We start from the raw sequence: 19,437 nt of genomic DNA on the forward strand, positions 1-19,437 counted from the left end.
AAATTGCGAATTTATCAATAGCAAACTTCAAACATTACATTCCTGTTGGATATCTTTAGTCAAAAGATCTTTTTTTTAATAAATTATCACAATATCCTATCGAATTAATAGGCATTCAGCTAATAGAAAGTATTATTTATGGAAAACATATCAATAGCTACCTTTGGAGGCGGTTGTTTTTGGTGTATCGAAGCAGTAATTCAGCGTTTAAAAGGTGTAGAATCAATAAAATCCGGTTTCTCAGGCGGCTTTATCAAAAATCCACCTTATCGAGAAGTTTGTACAGGAAGAACTGGGCATGCGGAAGTTATTCAAGTAACCTTTAATCCTGACATAATTTCATATCATGACTTAATTTATATTTTTATGACAAGTCATGATCCAACAACTTTAAACCGTCAGGGCGGTGACAGCGGTACGCAATATCGATCGATCATCTTGTATCATGATGACGAGCAGAAAGAAACGGCCGAAAAAATATTTAAAGAATTGCAGCCATCTTATCCTGATCCGATTGTTACGCAGTTGGAACCTTTTGAAGTTTTTTATAAAGCGGAAGAGGAGCATCAAAACTATTATAATGAAAATCAAGACGCAAGATACTGTCAAGTAGTGATTGATCCGAAAATTCAAAGACTGCAAAAAATATATGCCAATAAATTAATTGGTTAAATTTTAAAGTTTGCCACAGATTTAAACAAAAAATAAGTATATTAAAAAATCCTTATAATCTGTCTAATCTTTGGCAAAATAAATAAGAAAGAAAATGAAAAATCTAAAAATAAACAATCGATTTACTGCAGAACTGCCAGCAGATCCAGATTTGACAAATGAAATTCGTCAGGTAAAAAACACGCTGTTTTCTTATGTAAACCCGACAAAACCCTCAAATCCAAAATTAATCCACGCATCTGAAGAAGTTGCAGAATTAGTTGGAATTTCTAAGGATGAAATCCAATCAGAAGAATTTTTAAACACTTTTTCTGGAAAAGATATTCTTCCTGGTACGCAGCCATACGCCATGTGTTATGCTGGACATCAATTTGGAAATTGGGCTGGACAATTGGGCGACGGACGTGCAATTAATTTAACTGAAGTCGAAAACAACAATCAATTTTATACGCTGCAATTAAAAGGTGCAGGAAAAACGCCTTATTCCAGAACCGCAGATGGACTAGCTGTGTTGCGTTCGTCCATAAGAGAATATTTATGTGCGGAAGCAATGCATTATTTAGGAGTTCCCTCTACCCGATCGCTTTCGTTGATTCTTTCAGGCGATCAGGTTTTACGAGATATTTTATACAACGGAAATCCTGCTTATGAAAAAGGCGCGGTGGTCTGCCGTGTTGCGCCGTCATTTATTCGTTTTGGAAGTTTTGAAATGCTTACGGCCAGAAATGAACTTAAAAATTTAAAACAGTTTGTTGAGTTTACCATCAAACATTATTTTCCAGAAATTACTGGAGAACCAAAAGAGCAATATTTAAAGTTCTTTAAAAAGGTAGCAGATACGACTCGAGAAATGATTCTGCACTGGCAGCGTGTCGGATTTGTTCACGGTGTTATGAATACCGATAATATGTCTATTCACGGAATTACGATCGATTATGGACCATATGGGTGGTTAGAAAACTATGATCCTAATTGGACTCCAAATACTACAGACAGTCAAAATAGAAGATATCGTTTTGGAAATCAGCCTCAAGTTGCACAGTGGAATTTATACCAATTGGCAAATGCGCTTTATCCGTTAATTAATGAAGCGGAGCCATTAGAAAAAATCCTTGATTCGTTTTTTACTGATTTTGAAAAGGATTATAAAAATATGTTTTTAAACAAATTAGGGGTATTTACTTCAAGTGAAACTGATGATAAAATTATTCAAGGAATTGAAGAAATTTTACAATTGTCAGAAACTGATATGACAATCTTTTTTAGAAATTTAAGTCAAATTAAAAAAGATGATTCTGTAGAACTGGCATTTGAAAAAATTGAATATGCATTTTATCTTCCAGAAGAAATTAAGAGCGAAGTTCTTGATGCGTGGCAAAAATGGCTTTCGGTTTATCTTAAAAGATTAAAAATGGAAGATCTCGCTGACGAAGAGCGTGCTTCAAAAATGAATCTCATAAATCCAAAATATGTATTGCGTAATTATATGGCGCAACTCGCTATTGACGAAGCAGATAAGGGTGATTATTCATTGGTGAATGAATTATTTCAACTTCTAAAAAATCCGTACGACGAACAGCCAGAATCTGAAAAATGGTTCGCAAAACGTCCAGATTGGGCAAGGTCAAAAGTAGGATGTTCAATGTTATCTTGTAGTTCTTAATTTATTTGTGCCTCAGATTAAAAGATTAATACATAAAATCCTTTAATCTGAGGCACAAAATTATTTCGATGTTATATAATCCACAATCATTGTCGCATGTACTCTCGAGTTTTCTATAAACCATTTATGCGTCTGCATTCCGCCGCAAACAACGCCTGCTAGAAATAATCCTTCAACATTCGTTTCCATCGTTTCAGGATTATATACAGGAATTTTTAATTCATCATTAGAAAGCTGAATTCCCATTTTTTCTAAAAAATTAAGATCTGGTTTATATCCTGTTAAAGCCAGGACAAAATCGTTTTCAATTGTAACCTTTCCATTTGGAGTTTCAATTTCAACTTCATTTTCTCTGATTTCTGTAATATTAGATTCGAAATAAGCTTTGATACTTCCCTCTTCAATTCGATTTTCAATATCGGGCTTGACCCAATATTTAACTCGATTATTGATTTCGTTTTTACGGATAACCATTGTAACTTCAGCACCTTTTCGCCAGCATTCTAGAGCGGCATCTACAGAAGAATTATTGGCTCCAACGACCAAAATCTTTCTAAAAGCATATTCGTGCGCTTCTTTATAATAATGACGAACTTTTGGCAGATTTTCTCCAGAAATATTCATCTCGATCGGAATGTCATAAAAACCAGTTGCGATTACCACATTTCGTGCTTCATAGTTTTGTTTATCAGTATTAATTAAAAAAATCCCGCTGCTTTGTTTTTGAACTTCATTTACTCTTTCAAATAAATTAATATTGAATTTAAAGTAACGATGTATATTTCTGTAATATTCTAAAGCTTCCTGTCGTCCAGGTTTTGGCGCTAAGCAATTAAACGGAATATCTCCGATTTCTAATCTTTCTGCAGTAGAAAAAAAAGTCATATAAAGAGGATAATTGAAAATACTATTTACAATTGCTCCTTTTTCTATAATCACATATTTTAGCTTTTTCTTTTCTGCTTCAATTGCACAGGCAAGACCAATTGGCCCTCCTCCTACTATTATAACGTCGTATATGGAATCTGTCATTTTATTTTTGCCAGTCTTTAAAAGGATTTTTACTCAAATAGGCGTTATAGTATCTTTCGTCGTTTGTAACTTCTTCACCAAGCCAATCTGGTTTCTCAAAAACTTCCGTTTCAGAATTTAGTTCAATTTCTGCCATTACTAATCCTTCATTTTCTCCGTAAAACTCATCAACTTCATATATATGAATACCAGATTTGATTTCAAACCGAGTCTTTTCGATTTTACCTTTCTCGCATAATTTTAAAAGTTCAATCGCTTCATCCAGCGGGATTTCATTTTCCCATTCAAAACGAGACATACCACTGCTTTGACTTATTCCCTTTATCGTTATAAACCCTTTGTTTCCTTTAATCCTCACTCGGACAGTTCTTTCAGGAACAGAACTTAAGTAACCTTGGGCAATTTTATTTTGAGTAAAAGCCTGTTTCTTGAAATCATCAGATTTTACAAGAAATTTTCTTTCTATTTCGATCATTTTTAATGTGCATTATTTTTAATGCAAGTTACTCATTTTAATTATGCTGTTGAAAATATAGAAAAGTAATAAAATGTTAATTCTATTTTCTTACGCAAAATTGAAATGGCCAAAATATCTGATTATTAATACATTACGTGTTATTTTTTTCGTTAAATTTGATAGAATCTAAACTTATCATCTATGTCTAAAAAAGCACTTTATCTATTAGGCATTGCAATAACCATTATTTTAGGAACATATTTGTACCTGAAATTTTGCTGCAACTGCTCAGACAAAATACAAACGGATGATACTCCTAAAACCGCTGCAACTGCTGTTCAGGAGCCTAACATTGTTCCGTTCGTATTAAATGGTTCCGGAATTGAATATCGCACAAATGATAATTTCAAGTTCCTTAAAAACAGCGCAATTTTAATAATGCCTGTGAGTGATTCGCTTATAGCTGGAATTCAAAAATTGAAAACATTTTTGACATCAAATCCAAAGCAGCAAATAACGATTACTGGTTACGCTTTATCGGATGAAAAAAACACTACAACTTTTGAGAATCTTGGTCTGGCAAGAGCAAATGATGTAAAAAATTATTTTGTTTCGGAAGGATTATCTGAAAAACAATTTATTACTAAAGGAGAAATAATTGAACAATGGAAAATGAGCGCAGATACGCTTTTAGGACCAGCAGATTATATTTTTAATGCTATTGATTCAACTTCAACAGCAGTGCCAGATGATGAATGGAGCGCTTTAAAAGATAAAATAAACGCAGATCCATTGATCCTTCATTTTAATACAAATCAGTCAAGCCAAACTTTAAGCAGTCTTGAAAAACAAAAAATAACTGATATTATCAAATATCTCGAGCATGTAAAAGATGCCTCTGTATTAGCTGTTGGACATTCTGATAACGTTGGAAATCGTGATTCTAATATTGCTTTAGGACAAAAAAGAGCAGACTTTTCTAAAAGCTATTTGTCTAAAAATGGAATCGATCAGGCTAGGATTGAAACGCAGTCTAAAGGCCCCGACGAACCCATTGGAGACAATAATACTTCAGAAGGAAAAGCTTCGAATAGAAGAACAGTAATTACAATTAAATAATTAATCAAAACATATGATCATGAATATACCTTGTATCTTAATACCTGTGCTAGTGGGATTAATCTGTGGGATTTTAGGTTACCTGCTTGGGAAAATGAACTCAAAAAATGATGATTCTCTAACTTCATCACTTCAAGCTGATTTGGATGCCTGCCAAGCTAATACTAAAAATTTGAATGCACGTATTGCAATACTAGAAGCTGATTTAGAGGCAAAATCTAAAATAACACCTCAGTCATTTACAACAACGGCTTCTTCTTCTATTGCTTTTGATAGTGCGGGAGCAGCAAATTTCCTTGGCAGGAAAATAAAAGAAAACGATTTAAAAATCGTCGAGGGAATTGGTCCTAAAATAGAGGCTTTGTTAAATAATTCCGGAATAAATTCTTGGTATGATTTATCTGAGGCATCAATAGAAAAATTAAAATCTATTTTAGATGCCGGAGGAGAAAATTATGCCATACACAATCCGAGCACTTGGCCAAAGCAGGCGTTATTGGCTTATCAAGGAAAATGGCAAGAATTGAAAGACTGGCAGCAGAATCTTTTAGGCGGGAAAGAGTGAAATTAGGTTTAAAGGTTCAGAGTTACAAAGGTACAAAGGTTTATTTCTTTGTGCCTTTTAACTTTTTTCTATAAAGAAAGAGTGAAATTAGGCTCAAAGGAACAAAGTTGCAAAGGTACAGAGGATGAAAACTTTCCAACTTTGCCGCTTTGAACCTTTCTAAAGATTTTCTAAAAAAGAAGATTGCCATTCTTTAGTGGTATTGTACCACAACTGACCGTTTTTAACTTCAAGCGGACAATCTATATTATTAGTATATAATGCTCCTGTTCCTAAACCTTGCGGCATTTTTGAATTCTGAGTAAATGTCCATTGTGCAATGGCATTAAGTCCAATATTGCTTTCTAACGCCGAAGTAATCCACCAGCCGATATTATATTTATCTGCCAATGAAATCCATTCTTGCGTACCTTTAAATCCGCCGATAAAACTTGGTTTTAAAATAATGTACTGAGGTTTGATTTCTTGCAGTAATTTTTCTTTTTCTTCAAATGAAAATATACCAATAAGTTCCTCATCTAAAGCTATGGGAAACGGCGTTTCTTTGCAGAGCTTTTTCATTTCGACAATGTTACCTTTTTTAATTGGCTGCTCAATACTATGAAGCTGAAATTTTTTTAATTGATTGAGTTTATCTAAAGCTTCTATAGAACTAAAAGCTCCGTTAGCATCAACGCGAATTTCAATTTCTTCAGGAGAAAAATGACTTCTAATAAATTGCAATAATTCTAATTCTTTTTCAAAATCAATTGCTCCTATTTTTAATTTAATGCAATTAAAACCATCGGCTAATTTTTCTTCAATTTGCTGCTTCATAAAAGAAGATTCTCCCATCCAGACTAATCCGTTTATTGTAATAGAACTTTTGTTACGCGTAAAATCTGATGGAAATAAAATGTATGGATTTTCACTTTTTAAGGATTGAAATGCCATTTCTATTCCGAATTGGATAGATGGAAATTCTAGCAATGCTTCCCAAAGTTTATTCTCTCCTAAATGAATATTTTCGCATGCCCATTTCAGTTTTTCTTCATAATCATCACGATCATCAGCACTCAAGCCTCGAAGAATTCCGCACTCACCTATTCCTTTTTTTCCATTTTCTTCCAAAATTATAAACCAGGTTTCTTTTTCGGTCATAATACCTCTCGAAGTTCCTGAAGGTCTTTTAAAATCTAATAAATATTTGTGGTAAGAAGCTTTCAAATGAATTGTATTTATCTTAATTATAAAGTTTTAGCACTTTTTCAAAATCCTTAGACGGCAGTCCGGCTTTTTCAAAAGCAGCAAAATCGAGCTTAGTTTTGGCAACCCAGCTAAGGCTGTCAGTTACATTTTGAGTTTGGTATTTTTTATAAATAGCTTTTGCCTCACTATATTCATTTGTAATTAAGTAAGTGTGTGCCAAGTTTAATTTTACCAATAGTTCTGTGTCGTCCAGCTTTTCACCTTCCTGAAGTGCTTTTAAAGCTTTTGCATATTGTTTGGTCAAAATATAGCAGTAACCTAAAGAACTGTAATCTAATGCAGTTGCCTTTCCTTCGCTGATTATTGTATTTAATTTCGGAATTGCTTCATTATATTTTTGCAGTTTTATTAACGAAGACGCTTGTATTCTTAAATCGTTAAAGACATTTTTAGAAATATCTGCATCTTTATAACATGCACTTCCAAAATCTTTATAAACCTTTGTTTTTTCAACTGCCAATAACTTCTGAAATTCATCATAGCGATATTGTTTCATGATTTTATTCAAAATGCAAACACAAAAATCATCTGAGTTGGCCATTTTTTGCGCTATCGTAGAAGTTTTACACAAACTGATGATTTCGTTTTTATTGTCTTGATTCCAGCCGCGGTTTAATTTGGTATCAACCCAAGGCACAACTTCTAAAACCACTTTCTGACTTAAGATCCAATTTTTGCTTTCGAAACCAAAAAAAATTGCACCTGTATTTTGTTTTAAGCAAGAAGATTTATCTAAAGAAAGTCTTTTGGCATCTTTACTGACTGGCTCTGCTTGAGAATAACACGCTTTGTCTATTTTACCATCGGCAACATATTTTTTTGCGTTTTCATTTGAAGTGAAAATCGAATAAGTACATTCATCATCTCCTGAAATTTTCGACATCAAAAAAACTGCTCCTGCAGATCCTTGGCTTACACCTGTTGGATCTGGAATAGCTTTCAGTAATGAAACTAAGCTATTGGCCATTTCTTGATTTTTGTCTAAAAGTGTAATTCGGTAAACGATTTCTGTGGTTCCAACTGGTAAATCTTCTGTCGCAATAGAAATTCTATCGCGCGCAGGAACCATAATTTCTTTTGTAGTTGCTCGCTCTTTGTCCCAATAGCCTTCTTTCTGAGCGAAAGAATTAAAGGAAACTAGAATGAAAAGCGATAGAATTATTTTTTTGAAAGTTGTATTGCATGATGCTTTAATTGCCACAGATTTCACAGATTAAAATGATTTTTACTTTAAAAAACTTCTCAATATAAATAACATAGATTATGCCAAATAACTTTTTTATGGAAATGAGTGACTTAGCCCTGATATAAGAACTATTTTTTGAGGGTTCCAATTAGTATTAGAACCCTCAAAAGATATAGTGAATTATTATAATTCTATAGATTCACCAATTTGTAAAAGCATTAAATCCTTGCCTTTATCAAAAAACTTGCGAATAGATTCTTCGTGATTGATTTCGATATAACCAAAAGTATCAAAATGATAACCTAAAATTTTATCGCATTCTACAAAATCTGAAGCAATAATCGCATCTTCTACGTCCATTGTAAAGTTGTTTCCGATTGGAAGAATTGCCAAATCTAATTTTGTGCGAAGCGGAATTAATTTCATATCGTAAGTTAATGCAGTATCTCCAGCGATATAAATGTTTTTATGTTCGCCTTCGATAACAAATCCTCCAGGATTTCCTCCGTAAGACCCGTCAGGAAAACTGCTGGAGTGAATAGCGTTTACATATTTCACTTTACCAAAATCGAATTTCCAGTTTCCGCCATGATTCATTGGGTGCGAATTAAAGCCTTTTTTGGCATAATAGCTGGTAATTTCAGCATTTGAAACAATTACTGCATTTGTATTTTTTGCAATAGCTTCTACGTCTAAAACGTGGTCGCCGTGTGCGTGTGTCAGCAAGATATAATCTGCTTTAAGCGTTTTGATATCAATTGCTGCTGCCTGCGGATTTCCTGTAATAAACGGATCCACAATAATATGTTTTCCACCCACTTCTATACCTAAAGAAGCGTGTCCGTAAAATGTAATTTTCATTTTGTTAAGTTTTAAGTTTAACGATTGTTTTTTATCTACCTCCTAGAAACAAGTTTACAATAATGTCTGAGATCAACGAAATCATACAAACTGTAAGCAAAATAGAAAGTAAAAATGTACTTAATGCCAGTTTTTTCAATTCTGGATCTAATAACTTAGGATCTTGATTTTTATAAACTGTAATTAAATGTTTAGTTAATGGAATATATGCCAATAGAAATAAATATTGATCAAAATTGTAACTACTCAAAACAGCAAAAATAACTACTGCAAGCATGGCTGTAATAATCAAAGTATAATGGTAAACTTTTGCCTTTGCAGGTCCCATTTGTACTACAATTGTATTTTTACCAACTTTTTTGTCTGATTCTTGATCACGCATATTATTAAGGTTTAAAACCCCTACGCTCAATAAACCAATTGCTACGGCAGGAAGAATTAAAAGTGGATCGACTTCTTTTGCATACAAAAAGTTTACGCCTAAAGTACTTACCAATCCGAAGAAAATAAATACAAATAGATCTCCAAAACCTCTATATCCGTAAGCAGAATTACCCACAGTGTAGCGAATTGCAGAAGCTATCGCAGCAATACCTAATAATAGAAAGAAAATCGAATATCCAAAATTATCACTTCCGAAAGCGAAATAAATCAATATCACTGCTGATAATAAAGTCAGTAATGATGTAATAATAATGGCTTTTTTCATCGCTTGAGGGGTAATTACACCACTCTGAATAGCGCGCTTCGGTCCAATTCGATCCTCATTATCAGTGCCTTTTACTCCATCACCATAATCATTTGCAAAATTTGATAAAACCTGCAATCCTAGAGTTGTCAAAAGAGCAAAACCGAATACTTTCCAGCTAAAAACTTCTGTTGGAGTATTAATAGTTTCTGTTGGATTTGATAAAGCATAAATACTTCCAACTATTATTCCGGAAACTGATAAAGGTAAGGTGCGCAGTCTTGCGGCTTCAATCCAATGTTTCATTTATTCTTTTAGTTTTATTTTGTTTCACGTTTGAAGTTTCAAGTTATCCACAGAACGTGCATCATGAAACTTGAAACCTTAAACTATTTATTAATTTTATGGTAACCACTTATTTTCACCAAAATTTGGTTTTCTTTTTTCTAAGAATGCATTTCTTCCTTCTTTGGCCTCTTCTGTCATATATGCTAAACGAGTTGCTTCTCCTGCAAAGACTTGCTGTCCGACCATTCCGTCATCAGTTAAGTTCATTGCAAATTTCAGCATTTTAATAGAAGTTGGTGATTTTTGAAGAATTTCCTGAGCCCATTCGTATGCAGTAGCTTCAAGTTCGTCATGCGGAATTACGGCATTAACCATTCCCATTTCAAAAGCTTCTTGAGCAGAGTAATTTCTACCTAAAAAGAAAATTTCACGCGCTTTTTTCTGACCAACCATTTTAGCCAGATATGCTGATCCGTAACCTCCGTCAAAGCTCGTTACGTCTGCATCTGTTTGTTTAAAAATGGCATGTTCTTTACTCGCAAGAGTCATATCGCACACTACGTGCAAACTATGTCCGCCGCCTACAGCCCATCCTGGAACAACAGCAATAACAACTTTTGGCATAAAACGAATTAAACGCTGTACTTCAAGAATATTTAAACGATGCTGGCCGTCTTCTCCCACATATCCTTGGTGTCCGCGCGCATTTTGGTCACCTCCGCTGCAGAAAGAATAAATTCCGTCTTTTGTAGATGGTCCTTCAGCAGAAAGTAAAACAACTCCAATTGAAGTATCTTCCTGTGCATCATAAAAAGCTTGGTATAATTCTGAAGTAGTTTTAGGACGGAAAGCATTTCGAACATTTGGTCTGTTAAAAGCAATCCTCGCTACTCCATTACATTTTTTATAGGTTATATCTTCAAATTCTCTGGCTGTAATCCAATCCATTTTGATTTATTTTATTTAAACAATTATAGGGTAAAAATAAGGCATTTTTACATTTTTACCTACTCAATTCTCTTTAAGTCTTTAACGAAAAACTACTCGGAATGTTAACAATTAGCCTGAGCTTCCAAAAAATAACATTTTTTAACATTAGTTTAGAAAAATAATAATTAATTTTACACCCTAGAAATCAACGAGATACATTTTCTTTCATTGATTTCAGATTGATTTTCTTTCACTGATTTATTAACCTAAAAAATGATTTTTTTGAGAAAATTTAAAAAATTTGTCGCTCATTTTTTTACGGTTTTTAGTAACAGATCCCGAATTAATGAGCAAATGATTTATGTGTTTGTCGAAACTTCAAAAAGAAAAAAGTAACACCTAAGGTTAAATGTTAGAATTGTATCTATAATTAGTATATGAATGATAACGAAAAAGAAGAAAAAAGTACTAATTCACACTTTCTAAAAGTTATTTATAAACCAATGGACTAAGCCGTGAAATTATCTTTTTGCTTTTAAGATTTTTGCATTGATTGTTTAAAAGACATACCATCAATGGGGTAATTTCTAAAATTTTTAAAGCTATTATTCTGAGATGGATTCGAATTATTTTATTTCTGTTTTTTTTTAATTACAATTTTTTTTAAAACGAGAATAAAAAGCGAAAGGCTGCTTGTAATGAGCAGCCTTTCGTGTTATAATAACATTACTTCGTAAATTCCAAAAATAAAAAATTCCAAATTCCAATCTAGTAGATAGATTGGAATTTGGAATTTTAAAATATTGTTTTTTTTTAATAAATTTTAGTTTATCAAGTATATACCGTCTTCTTTAATTTCTATTAATTTCTCTTTGTATAAAGATCCAATGGCTTTTTTAAATGACTTTTTACTCATTTTCAAAACCGTTTTAATGTCTTCTGGGTGAGAATTATCATTTAAGCGAAGGAAACCTCTGCTGGCTCTTAATTCACTTAAAACCTTCTCTGCATTAGGTTCAATACTCTCAACTCCTTGTACTTGAAGCGCCACATCAATTTTATTATCAGGACGAATATTTTTGATATAACCGCGCATTCTATCGCCGGTTCTAATTGAGTCGTCATAAACTTCGTCTTTGTACAAAAGACCTTTATGCTGTTCGTTAATGATTACATTAATTCCCATATCTGTTATGTGAGAAACAATTAAATCAACCTCTTCTCCTTTTTCAACCGTTAATTGGTCATTATTTAAGAATTGATTGGTTTTACTAGATGCCACCAAACGATTGGTTTGTTTGTCCATATATAAATAAACCAAATAACGTTTTCCTTTTTCCATAGGACGGGCTTGTTCTTTAAACGGAACAAGAATATCTTTTTCCATTCCCCAATCCATAAATGCGCCCACATTATTGATATAATTTACTCTCAAAAGCGCAAATTCATTCAATAAAATATAAGGAACTAAAGTTGTTGCGACAGGTCGCTGTTCGTGATCCAAGTAAACAAAAACGATTAATTCTTCCCCAATTTCAAACTCTTTGGGAACATATTTATTTGGAAGTAAAACATCGTGAATTCCTTCTGGATCATTTTCAGGATCACCTAAAAACAAACCAACTTTGGTATCACGTAATATAGTAAGTGTATTGTATTTTCCTATTTCAAGCATTTTTTTAACGTTCTAAGTTGATAAGCAACTAAGTTTATGAGCTGCAAAGGTACGAAGTTTGAAAATGGTAAATAGAAAAATGTTTTGGTTAAGTAGTAAAAACAAAAAGCGCCATATTAATGACGCTTTAATTTATTCCAGAATACTATTTATAAACACTTTCTTTTTTGAAGTGCACCGTTAATAGATAGTAAACAACTGCTCTGTATTTGTGTTTGTTAGACTTACCGTATTTTTCTAATACAGCTTGAATTGCTTCCATTAATTCTGGCCCGTCTTTTAAACCTAATTTTTTAATTAAAAAGTTGTTTTTAACTGTGTCCAATTCAGATTGCTGACTTGCGGCTACTGTTGATGAATCACTATTATAAATAGATGGTCCACATCCAATAGTAACTTTTGTTAGTAAATCCATATTTGGAGTTACGCCGCATTTTTCTTTTAAATCTGAAGCATACTTCACAATTAGTTCTTCTCTTTTGCTCATAATATTATGTATTGGTTATTATTTCTAAAGCCAAAACTAAAAATTATCACCAATAAAAACTAATTTTTAACAAAAATTAACTTACAAAAAATTAGATTAGATTTTTGAAATATTGTTTAAGAATAATATCATTTGCTGTTGTCGGCGTAAAAATCTCTAAAATTGCAGGCGCATCACTTGCCTCATAGAACAACTTTAAACTACTATTCAATGATGTTAAATCACTAGCTGTAAAGTAATTACATTGATACATCTTAGCTAAATGTTCTGCTGTTAATTGATGAGAAGTTTCAAAATAAGTATTAAAAACAGGTTTTTCTTGGTGTCCTGGCAGAATTCTGAAAATTCCTCCTCCTCCATTGTTTACTAGTATTATTTTAAAGTTTTTTGGTATGTAAGAATTCCACAGTGCATTGCTGTCGTATAGAAAACTAATATCTCCAGTAATAAATACTGTTTGCTTAGAATTTCCTACTGATGCTCCAACCGCAGTTGATGTACTGCCGTCGATTCCGCTGGTTCCTCGATTGCAGAAAACTTCTATAGAATCATCAATATCAACTAATTGGGCATAACGAATTGCCGAACTATTACTAATTTGAAGAATACTATTTTTAGGAAGTGTTTCAACAACCTTCTCAAAAACTTTGAAATCTGAAAAATCAATTTGGTTAAGATACTCTTTTCTTTTAACTAGCCGCGTTTTATAAACATCCTCAATATTTTTAAAATAATCACTTTCTACAAAAGATGTTTTTGAAAGTAAATCTTTAAAAAAATCATTTGGCAGCATTTCAAAATGTTTGGTCAATGCACCAAATGTATCGTAAGCACGCAAAGTATCAATGTGCCAGTGATGCTCAGGTTTGTATTTTCGCAAAAATCCTTTGATTCTTTTGGAAACCACCATTCCGCCAAAAGTAACTAAAACTTCCGGGTTAAATTCTTTAAAATCAGAATCATCAAAAGGTGTAATTAAAGTATCAATGCTATTAATAAAACTTGGATCGTGAAGATTCGAAGTTGTTTCTGTTAAAACAACAATCGAAGGATCTGAAGCTAAATTTTCTATTATTTCCTTATCAATAACATTCGCTTCATTTACTCCGACTAAGATTAATTTTCGTTTTGCATTATTCCAAATAGAAACAAATTCATCACTATTTTTTATCGTTTTTGAAGAATTGTCAGACTCAAGATTTGTAATTTTTGGCTGCACTAAAAGTTCTTCAGTAGTTTCATATAAAGGTTCTTCAAAAGGCGCATTGATGTGAACTGGTCCTTTTTGCTGAATTGCCGTTTCTACTGCCAGATTGATTTTTAAATCATTTTCTTCTGATGCGTCTTCGGTCAAATTTGCATTGAAAACAGAATGATTTAGAAACACATTTTCTTGTCGAATAGTTTGTCCGTCTCCAATATCAATTTTATTCTGAGGACGATCTGCAGATATTACAATTAACGGAATCTGGCTGTAGAACGCTTCCGCGAAAGCCGGATAATAGTTTAATAAAGCCGATCCAGAAGTGCAGACCACTGCAGTTGGCTGTTTGGTCTGCTGCGCAATTCCTAAAGCAAAAAAAGCAGCGCAGCGCTCGTCTGCAATACTATAACATTTAAAATTAGGGTTTTGAGCAAATCCAATGGTTAATGGTGCGTTTCTAGATCCTGGAGAAATAATAATATTAATGATGCCTTTGGCAGATAAAATTTCGATAATGCTTTGTGCAAGCGCTATTTTGGGGTAAATCATTCTGATCGCGTATTACTTTTTTTTAAAGAAAATCCTCGATTTGATTTTCTTAATCTTGTTTACAAAGTTACAAACTTCGCACTTGATTTAAATTATAATTAGGAATATATTAAGTCTCTTTCTCGAAAAAGGAAATATATTTGTAAAATCGAATTATTAATATAAGCCAGACCATCTATGCGTTTTCTATATGTACTATTTTTAGCTGTAACTTTTCAAACCGCAATTTCTCAAAATAAATTTGTTCCTGTTGATACTCCTTATAAAACAGCACTGGAAAATGCTAAAAAAGAAGGAAAACCTCTTTTTGTAATGCTTTATGCAGATTGGTGTCCGCACTGTAATTTAATGAAAAGTGAAGTTTTAAGCGATCCGGCAGTTATGGATTTTTTGAATAAAAATTTTGTATGTACGTATAAAAACATTGAAAAAGAAGAAGGAATTGCTTTAAAAAATAAATTCAATACAAAATCTCTTCCTACTTTTTTATTTTTGAATGCTAATGAAACATTGACCTATGCTTTAAAAGGTGAAATGAAAAAGGCGGAATTTCTCAACGAATTGCATTACGCTTTAAATCCGAAAATGCTATTGCCTTATTTAGAAAAGGAATTTCTGGCAGATCCGAGTAATTCAGATAAATATTTTACTTATTTAAATACTTTAAAAAAAGGAAAAGACAGAACTGAGTTATCTCCCGCAACGCATAAATACCTAAGCACACAGTCTGATGCACAATTAATTAGTGAATTGAATTGGAGAGTTATTGCAAACGGCGTTACAGATATCAAATCAAGAGAATTTCAATACGTTTTAAATCATCAAAAAGAATTTGCTGCTGTGGCTTCGCAAAATAGAATTGATCGCAAAATTGAAAGTATTGTAAACGAATTGCTTCGTCCATTAGTAGATAATTTAGACACTATAAACTATCATAAACAGAGAGAAGTTGCCAAATCGATTCGATTACAAAAAACAGATTCTCTGGTTTTTAAATATGATTTAACTTTGGCCGAAAGAACTGAAAAATGGGATTTTTATAAAAACGTTACAATTGAAGACACTCAAAAATTAGTTTGGAATGATGCCAGTTTTTTAAAAGAAATTGGAAATACTTATCTGAAACATATTGATGATGCTGAAAGCTTGAAAAAGGCAATTTTCTGGGTAAATCATTCTTTAGAATTAAATGATTCTTATGATGGTAACTTGCTTCAAGCCAGACTTTATAATAAAATAAAAGATAAAAAGAAAGCTTTAGAATATGCTAAAGAAGCTAAATCTATTTCAAAAGAAATGGGCTGGGATTCTAAGGATACAGACGCTTTGCTAGCAGAACTAAACAAAAAATAAAATAAACATGAACATCGTTTTAAGACCAGCAGCTACAGATGATTTACAAAAGATATTAGAAATTGTAAATCATTCTATTTTACATACAACGGCCAATTACAGCTATGAAATTCAAACTTTAGAAGCTCAAAAGAAATGGTTTGACGATAAAACGGCTAAAAATCTTCCGGTTATTGTAGCCGATTTAGATGGTGAAGTGGTTGGTTTTGGAAGCTACGGACAGTTTCGTGAAAAAATTGGATATCAATTTACCGTCGAGCATTCTGTTTACGTAGTAGATAATGTAATTGGAAAAGGAATTGGTTCTAAACTTTTGACAGAATTAATTCGCTTGGCAAAAGAACAAGGTTATCACGTTATGATTGGCGCAATCGATGCTGATAATGCCGGAAGTATTGCCTTTCATGAAAGATTCGGTTTTGTTGCAACAGGTACAATTCGCGAAGTGGGTTACAAATTTGATCACTGGCTGGATTTGGTTTTTATGCAGTTAATTTTAAAATAATACTATTTGTTGTCAGAACTGAGCGAAGTCGAAGTACAGAAAAGTGATTCAGCAAAGAGGACTTCGACTTCGCTCATTCTGACAAACAAACAAAAATCCGTAAATCTTAAAATTTAAGATTTACGGATTTTTTTTATCACTTTATTTATTAACCTTTTATCCAATTAATAACTTCTGGATCAGTTGGTAAAGTTCTTGGTTTAATTACTTTAACCAATTCTCCTTTTTCATTAATTAAGTATTTTTGGAAATTCCATTCTACTTCAGAATCCTGTAAACCATTTTTAGATTTCTGAGTCAGAAATTTATAAATATCAGCCATATCATTTCCTTTTACTGAAATTTTGTTCATCATTGGGAAAGTTACGCCATAATTCTGCTGGCAGAAAGACTCAATTTCTTTTGCTGTTCCAGGTTCCTGCGAAGCGAAGTTATTTGCTGGAAAACCTACAATTACAAAACCTTTATCTTTATATTCTTTGTAAATTGCCTCTAAATCTTTGTATTGAGGAGTCAAACCGCATTTTGATGCTGTATTGACAATCATGATTTTTTTACCTTTTAAAGATGCAAAGTCAAAAGTATCTCCTGATAAATCTTCAACTTTAAATTGATAAATGTTTTCTTTTGCCATAATTTCTGTTTTAGGTTTATGGCTCGTTTGAGCCTGAACTTGCGATGCAATCATAAATAGTGCACTGCAAACTAAAATTGCTATATTTTTCATCGTATAATTTTTTATAAAATTAGCTAAAATCCGCTTTACTAAAACCCTTTTGTTACATTAAATTGTATTAATCAAAAGTTAAATAAAAAAATGAAGCCTAACGTTAATCAGACGTTAGGCTTCCCCCCATACAAACAAATCAAACCATGAATTAATTATTATGCAATCTTTTATATCGAATATCTTTTATTAAAATTATAGTTGATGACTCGGTTATAGTGAAAATCTTCTTAACCCCCACTGTCAAAACAATCTTTCAAATTTTTAATGGCTTGTATGTTTTAAAACTTAACTTCTTATATAATTTATTTTGACAATTAAAAAAATCTTCGGTTTGGAAGTCCGAGTGCATCAACTATACTATATTTTTAGTTTCTTATTTTTTAGGAATTTAAAAGAACGTCATTCACTTTCCTATTCTTTATAAAGCTTTACAAACACGCAAATAAAAACTACCAGAATAACTATTTTTATAAAATTCATATTCGTTAGTTTTTTAATTTATAATATTGAACAGCTTGTTTTCTAAAATCACTCTTATTAATAACAGTCAATGCTAAAACAGTTGTCAATCCTACTATTAGTATATTTATCATATTTCTGGTTTTCATACTCTAAGTTTTAGAATCTCTTTCATTTTAATATGATCTTTTTCCTACTTCTAAAGTTATTTACGTAAGCAGATTGTTTTTGGTTTTAAAAAAAAGTAAAAAAAATCACTTTTTTTTCTAAACCCTTTATTTTCCTAGGGATCGGAGTACAAAAAAAAATAAAAAAAATCACAAAAAAATAAATTATCTTTATAACTGGTTACCATCAGCTGTCTAACTTTTTATGTTTAAACTTAAAAATCCAAATCTATGAGTCAAGAAGAATTGTTAGTTTTAATTTACAAAAAGGACGAAAAAGCTTTTACACATTTATACGATATGTATTCTAAAAGTTTATTTTCTGTCATTCATGTCCTAATCAAAAATCGCGAAGAAGCAGAAGATGTTTTGCAAGACGTCTTTGTCAAAATCTGGAAGAACATCGATTCTTATAATGAAAGCAAAGGACGATTTTATACTTGGATTCTTAATATTGCCCGCAATACTTCGATCGACAAGCTTCGTTCTAAAAATTATAATAACAGCCAAAAAAACCTTTCTTCAGATAATTTCGTAAATCTGTTAGATGACAGTAATAAATTAGCTAATAAACTTGATGCAATTGGAATTCAGGAGTTCGTAAAGAAGCTTAAACCAAAATGTATCGAAATCATCAATTTGTTGTTCTTTAAAGGATACACGCAGCAAGAAGCTTCGGAAGAATTAGCATTGCCGCTTGGTACCATAAAAACACAAAACAGAAACTGTATTAACGATTTACGTAATTACCTAAAAATATAATGGAAGCACAAGAATATATAGAATCAGGAATTCTAGAGTTGTACGTATATGGCTTATTAAGCGAAAAGGAAAACCTAGAAATAGCTGAACTGGCAAAAAAAAATCCTGAAGTTGATCAGGAAATTATTTCGATAGAAAAGGCAATAATTGCTTTGTCGTCGAGCTTCTCACCTTTCCATTCTGTAGAGAATTTTGAGAAAATAAAAGCCCGTTTAGAGCTTAAACACGGCAAAGTAGTCGACATGAAACCGGCGTCAAACTGGTCGCAGTATGTTGGCTGGGCGGCTGCAGTCTTGTTACTACTCGGGTTAGGGTATCAAACCTTAGAATTAACAAAAACTCAGGAAGCTATTTCAACTGTTGGAAATGAGAAAAATAAGATCCAAAGAGAATATGCTTACTTAAATCAGCAGAATAAAGAGACGGAGAAAAACTTGAGTATTGTTAGAGATATTAAAAATACGGGTGTTACTCTTGGAGGTCAAGCCGTTTCTCCTACATCTTTTGCAAAAGTATATTGGAACAAAGAAACAAAAACAACTTATATTGATGCTGCTGGTCTGCCAGATCCTCCAAAAGGAATGGTTTACCAAGTTTGGTCTTTAAAATTAAGTCCGGTTCTTACGCCTACAAGTATTGGTTTACTGGATAATTTTGAAGGAAATTCACAAAAAATATTTGCTGTAAGCCAAACCGATTCGGCAGAAGCTTTCGGAATTACATTGGAACCTGCGGGCGGAAGTTTAACTCCAACAATGGAACAACTGTATACTTTAGGAAAAGTTTAAAGCTTAGGACTTCATCAAACGAAAAACGCATATTCATTAATATGCGTTT

The 19,437-nt window shown here is 32.4% G+C and carries 19 protein-coding genes; 8 read left to right on the forward strand and 11 right to left on the reverse strand.

Annotated features, from left to right (window positions below; all coding sequences use genetic code 11):
• The first annotated feature begins 138 nt into the window (after window positions 1-138).
• Both msrA and HYN86_RS15315 read left to right on the forward strand, forming a co-directional pair.
• Entirely contained in the window at window positions 139-672 is a 534-nt protein-coding gene (msrA, locus tag HYN86_RS15310) for a peptide-methionine (S)-S-oxide reductase MsrA (RefSeq protein ID WP_113678824.1), read from the forward strand.
• 94 nt (window positions 673-766) lie between these two features.
• Window positions 767-2,335 (forward strand): protein adenylyltransferase SelO, encoded by a 1,569-nt coding sequence (locus tag HYN86_RS15315; protein ID WP_113678825.1) that lies wholly within the window; start codon window positions 767-769, stop codon window positions 2,333-2,335.
• Window positions 2,336-2,395: 60 nt separating this feature from the next.
• Here the strand turns inward: HYN86_RS15315 and HYN86_RS15320 are convergent, their stop codons facing one another.
• A complete protein-coding gene (locus HYN86_RS15320; protein WP_113678826.1) occupies window positions 2,396-3,367 on the reverse strand; it encodes a YpdA family putative bacillithiol disulfide reductase in 972 nt (323 codons plus the stop codon).
• Window position 3,368: 1 nt separating this feature from the next.
• Window positions 3,369-3,842, reverse strand: a complete 474-nt coding sequence (locus HYN86_RS15325) for a CYTH domain-containing protein (RefSeq protein WP_113678827.1) — start codon at window positions 3,840-3,842, stop codon at window positions 3,369-3,371.
• Window positions 3,843-4,025: 183 nt separating this feature from the next.
• On the opposite strand from HYN86_RS15325, the gene HYN86_RS15330 reads away from it, so the two are divergent.
• Both HYN86_RS15330 and HYN86_RS15335 read left to right on the forward strand, forming a co-directional pair.
• The gene (locus HYN86_RS15330) at window positions 4,026-4,943 is read left to right on the forward strand and encodes an OmpA family protein (RefSeq protein WP_113678828.1); all 918 of its coding nucleotides are present in this window, start codon (window positions 4,026-4,028) and stop codon (window positions 4,941-4,943) included.
• 19 nt (window positions 4,944-4,962) lie between these two features.
• Window positions 4,963-5,508 carry a hypothetical protein gene (locus HYN86_RS15335; protein ID WP_113678829.1) on the forward strand — a complete coding sequence of 182 codons (546 nt, stop codon included), beginning with the start codon at window positions 4,963-4,965 and terminating at the stop codon, window positions 5,506-5,508.
• 159 nt (window positions 5,509-5,667) lie between these two features.
• Here HYN86_RS15335 and HYN86_RS15340 read toward each other — a convergent pair whose 3' ends face one another.
• The 8 genes from HYN86_RS15340 to menD all read right to left on the reverse strand — a co-directional run bounded on the left by HYN86_RS15340 (window position 5,668) and on the right by menD (window position 14,624).
• A complete protein-coding gene (locus HYN86_RS15340) occupies window positions 5,668-6,714 on the reverse strand; it encodes an o-succinylbenzoate synthase (protein WP_113678830.1) in 1,047 nt (348 codons plus the stop codon).
• A gap of 16 nt (window positions 6,715-6,730) precedes the next feature.
• A complete protein-coding gene (locus HYN86_RS15345; RefSeq protein ID WP_113678831.1) occupies window positions 6,731-7,966 on the reverse strand; it encodes a tetratricopeptide repeat protein in 1,236 nt (411 codons plus the stop codon).
• A gap of 159 nt (window positions 7,967-8,125) precedes the next feature.
• Complete coding sequence (locus HYN86_RS15350) at window positions 8,126-8,803, reverse strand: metal-dependent hydrolase (protein ID WP_113678832.1); 678 nt, start codon at window positions 8,801-8,803, stop codon at window positions 8,126-8,128.
• 31 nt (window positions 8,804-8,834) lie between these two features.
• Window positions 8,835-9,797: a 1,4-dihydroxy-2-naphthoate octaprenyltransferase gene (gene menA, locus HYN86_RS15355; RefSeq protein ID WP_113678833.1), complete on the reverse strand. Its 963-nt coding sequence runs from the start codon at window positions 9,795-9,797 to the stop codon at window positions 8,835-8,837.
• A gap of 96 nt (window positions 9,798-9,893) precedes the next feature.
• Window positions 9,894-10,727: a 1,4-dihydroxy-2-naphthoyl-CoA synthase gene (locus tag HYN86_RS15360; protein WP_091498989.1), complete on the reverse strand. Its 834-nt coding sequence runs from the start codon at window positions 10,725-10,727 to the stop codon at window positions 9,894-9,896.
• A gap of 805 nt (window positions 10,728-11,532) precedes the next feature.
• Window positions 11,533-12,384, reverse strand: a complete 852-nt coding sequence (locus HYN86_RS15365) for a CvfB family protein (RefSeq protein WP_057117910.1) — start codon at window positions 12,382-12,384, stop codon at window positions 11,533-11,535.
• 145 nt (window positions 12,385-12,529) lie between these two features.
• Window positions 12,530-12,871 carry a DUF2853 family protein gene (locus HYN86_RS15370; protein WP_113678834.1) on the reverse strand — a complete coding sequence of 114 codons (342 nt, stop codon included), beginning with the start codon at window positions 12,869-12,871 and terminating at the stop codon, window positions 12,530-12,532.
• 91 nt (window positions 12,872-12,962) lie between these two features.
• On the reverse strand, window positions 12,963-14,624 hold the full coding sequence (gene menD, locus HYN86_RS15375) for a 2-succinyl-5-enolpyruvyl-6-hydroxy-3-cyclohexene-1-carboxylic-acid synthase (protein ID WP_113678835.1): 1,662 nt from the start codon (window positions 14,622-14,624) through the stop codon (window positions 12,963-12,965).
• A 177-nt stretch (window positions 14,625-14,801) separates the two neighbouring features.
• Here menD and HYN86_RS15380 point away from each other — a divergent pair, with 177 nt between their 5' ends.
• Both HYN86_RS15380 and HYN86_RS15385 read left to right on the forward strand, forming a co-directional pair.
• Entirely contained in the window at window positions 14,802-15,977 is a 1,176-nt protein-coding gene (locus tag HYN86_RS15380; RefSeq protein WP_113678836.1) for a thioredoxin family protein, read from the forward strand.
• Between the two features lie 7 nt (window positions 15,978-15,984).
• Entirely contained in the window at window positions 15,985-16,482 is a 498-nt protein-coding gene (locus HYN86_RS15385; RefSeq protein WP_113678837.1) for a GNAT family N-acetyltransferase, read from the forward strand.
• A gap of 148 nt (window positions 16,483-16,630) precedes the next feature.
• Here the strand turns inward: HYN86_RS15385 and HYN86_RS15390 are convergent, their stop codons facing one another.
• Window positions 16,631-17,209, reverse strand: a complete 579-nt coding sequence (locus HYN86_RS15390; RefSeq protein ID WP_113678838.1) for a glutathione peroxidase — start codon at window positions 17,207-17,209, stop codon at window positions 16,631-16,633.
• Between the two features lie 860 nt (window positions 17,210-18,069).
• On the opposite strand from HYN86_RS15390, the gene HYN86_RS15395 reads away from it, so the two are divergent.
• Window positions 18,070-18,600: an RNA polymerase sigma factor gene (locus HYN86_RS15395; RefSeq protein WP_113678839.1), complete on the forward strand. Its 531-nt coding sequence runs from the start codon at window positions 18,070-18,072 to the stop codon at window positions 18,598-18,600.
• Window positions 18,600-19,388: an anti-sigma factor gene (locus HYN86_RS15400; RefSeq protein ID WP_113678840.1), complete on the forward strand. Its 789-nt coding sequence runs from the start codon at window positions 18,600-18,602 to the stop codon at window positions 19,386-19,388. The genes HYN86_RS15395 and HYN86_RS15400 overlap by 1 nt, the downstream gene beginning before the upstream one ends.
• Window positions 19,389-19,437: the final 49 nt, after the last annotated feature.

Source organism: Flavobacterium fluviale, from assembly GCF_003312915.1.
Taxonomy (GTDB): domain Bacteria; phylum Bacteroidota; class Bacteroidia; order Flavobacteriales; family Flavobacteriaceae; genus Flavobacterium; species Flavobacterium fluviale.

Bases quoted from the DNA above. Each gene is read 5' to 3' on its own strand.
- msrA (WP_113678824.1), top strand. From the start codon at position 139: ATGGAAAACATATCAATAGCTACCTTTGGAGGCGGTTGTTTTTGGTGT.
- HYN86_RS15315 (WP_113678825.1), top strand. From the start codon at position 767: ATGAAAAATCTAAAAATAAACAATCGATTTACTGCAGAACTGCCAGCA.
- HYN86_RS15320 (WP_113678826.1), bottom strand. From the start codon at position 3,367: ATGACAGATTCCATATACGACGTTATAATAGTAGGAGGAGGGCCAATT.
- HYN86_RS15325 (WP_113678827.1), bottom strand. From the start codon at position 3,842: ATGATCGAAATAGAAAGAAAATTTCTTGTAAAATCTGATGATTTCAAG.
- HYN86_RS15330 (WP_113678828.1), top strand. From the start codon at position 4,026: ATGTCTAAAAAAGCACTTTATCTATTAGGCATTGCAATAACCATTATT.
- HYN86_RS15335 (WP_113678829.1), top strand. From the start codon at position 4,963: ATGAATATACCTTGTATCTTAATACCTGTGCTAGTGGGATTAATCTGT.
- HYN86_RS15350 (WP_113678832.1), bottom strand. From the start codon at position 8,803: ATGAAAATTACATTTTACGGACACGCTTCTTTAGGTATAGAAGTGGGT.
- menA (WP_113678833.1), bottom strand. From the start codon at position 9,797: ATGAAACATTGGATTGAAGCCGCAAGACTGCGCACCTTACCTTTATCA.
- HYN86_RS15360 (WP_091498989.1), bottom strand. From the start codon at position 10,727: ATGGATTGGATTACAGCCAGAGAATTTGAAGATATAACCTATAAAAAA.
- HYN86_RS15365 (WP_057117910.1), bottom strand. From the start codon at position 12,384: ATGCTTGAAATAGGAAAATACAATACACTTACTATATTACGTGATACC.
- HYN86_RS15370 (WP_113678834.1), bottom strand. From the start codon at position 12,871: ATGAGCAAAAGAGAAGAACTAATTGTGAAGTATGCTTCAGATTTAAAA.
- menD (WP_113678835.1), bottom strand. From the start codon at position 14,624: ATGATTTACCCCAAAATAGCGCTTGCACAAAGCATTATCGAAATTTTA.
- HYN86_RS15380 (WP_113678836.1), top strand. From the start codon at position 14,802: ATGCGTTTTCTATATGTACTATTTTTAGCTGTAACTTTTCAAACCGCA.
- HYN86_RS15385 (WP_113678837.1), top strand. From the start codon at position 15,985: ATGAACATCGTTTTAAGACCAGCAGCTACAGATGATTTACAAAAGATA.
- HYN86_RS15390 (WP_113678838.1), bottom strand. From the start codon at position 17,209: ATGAAAAATATAGCAATTTTAGTTTGCAGTGCACTATTTATGATTGCA.
- HYN86_RS15395 (WP_113678839.1), top strand. From the start codon at position 18,070: ATGAGTCAAGAAGAATTGTTAGTTTTAATTTACAAAAAGGACGAAAAA.
- HYN86_RS15400 (WP_113678840.1), top strand. From the start codon at position 18,600: ATGGAAGCACAAGAATATATAGAATCAGGAATTCTAGAGTTGTACGTA.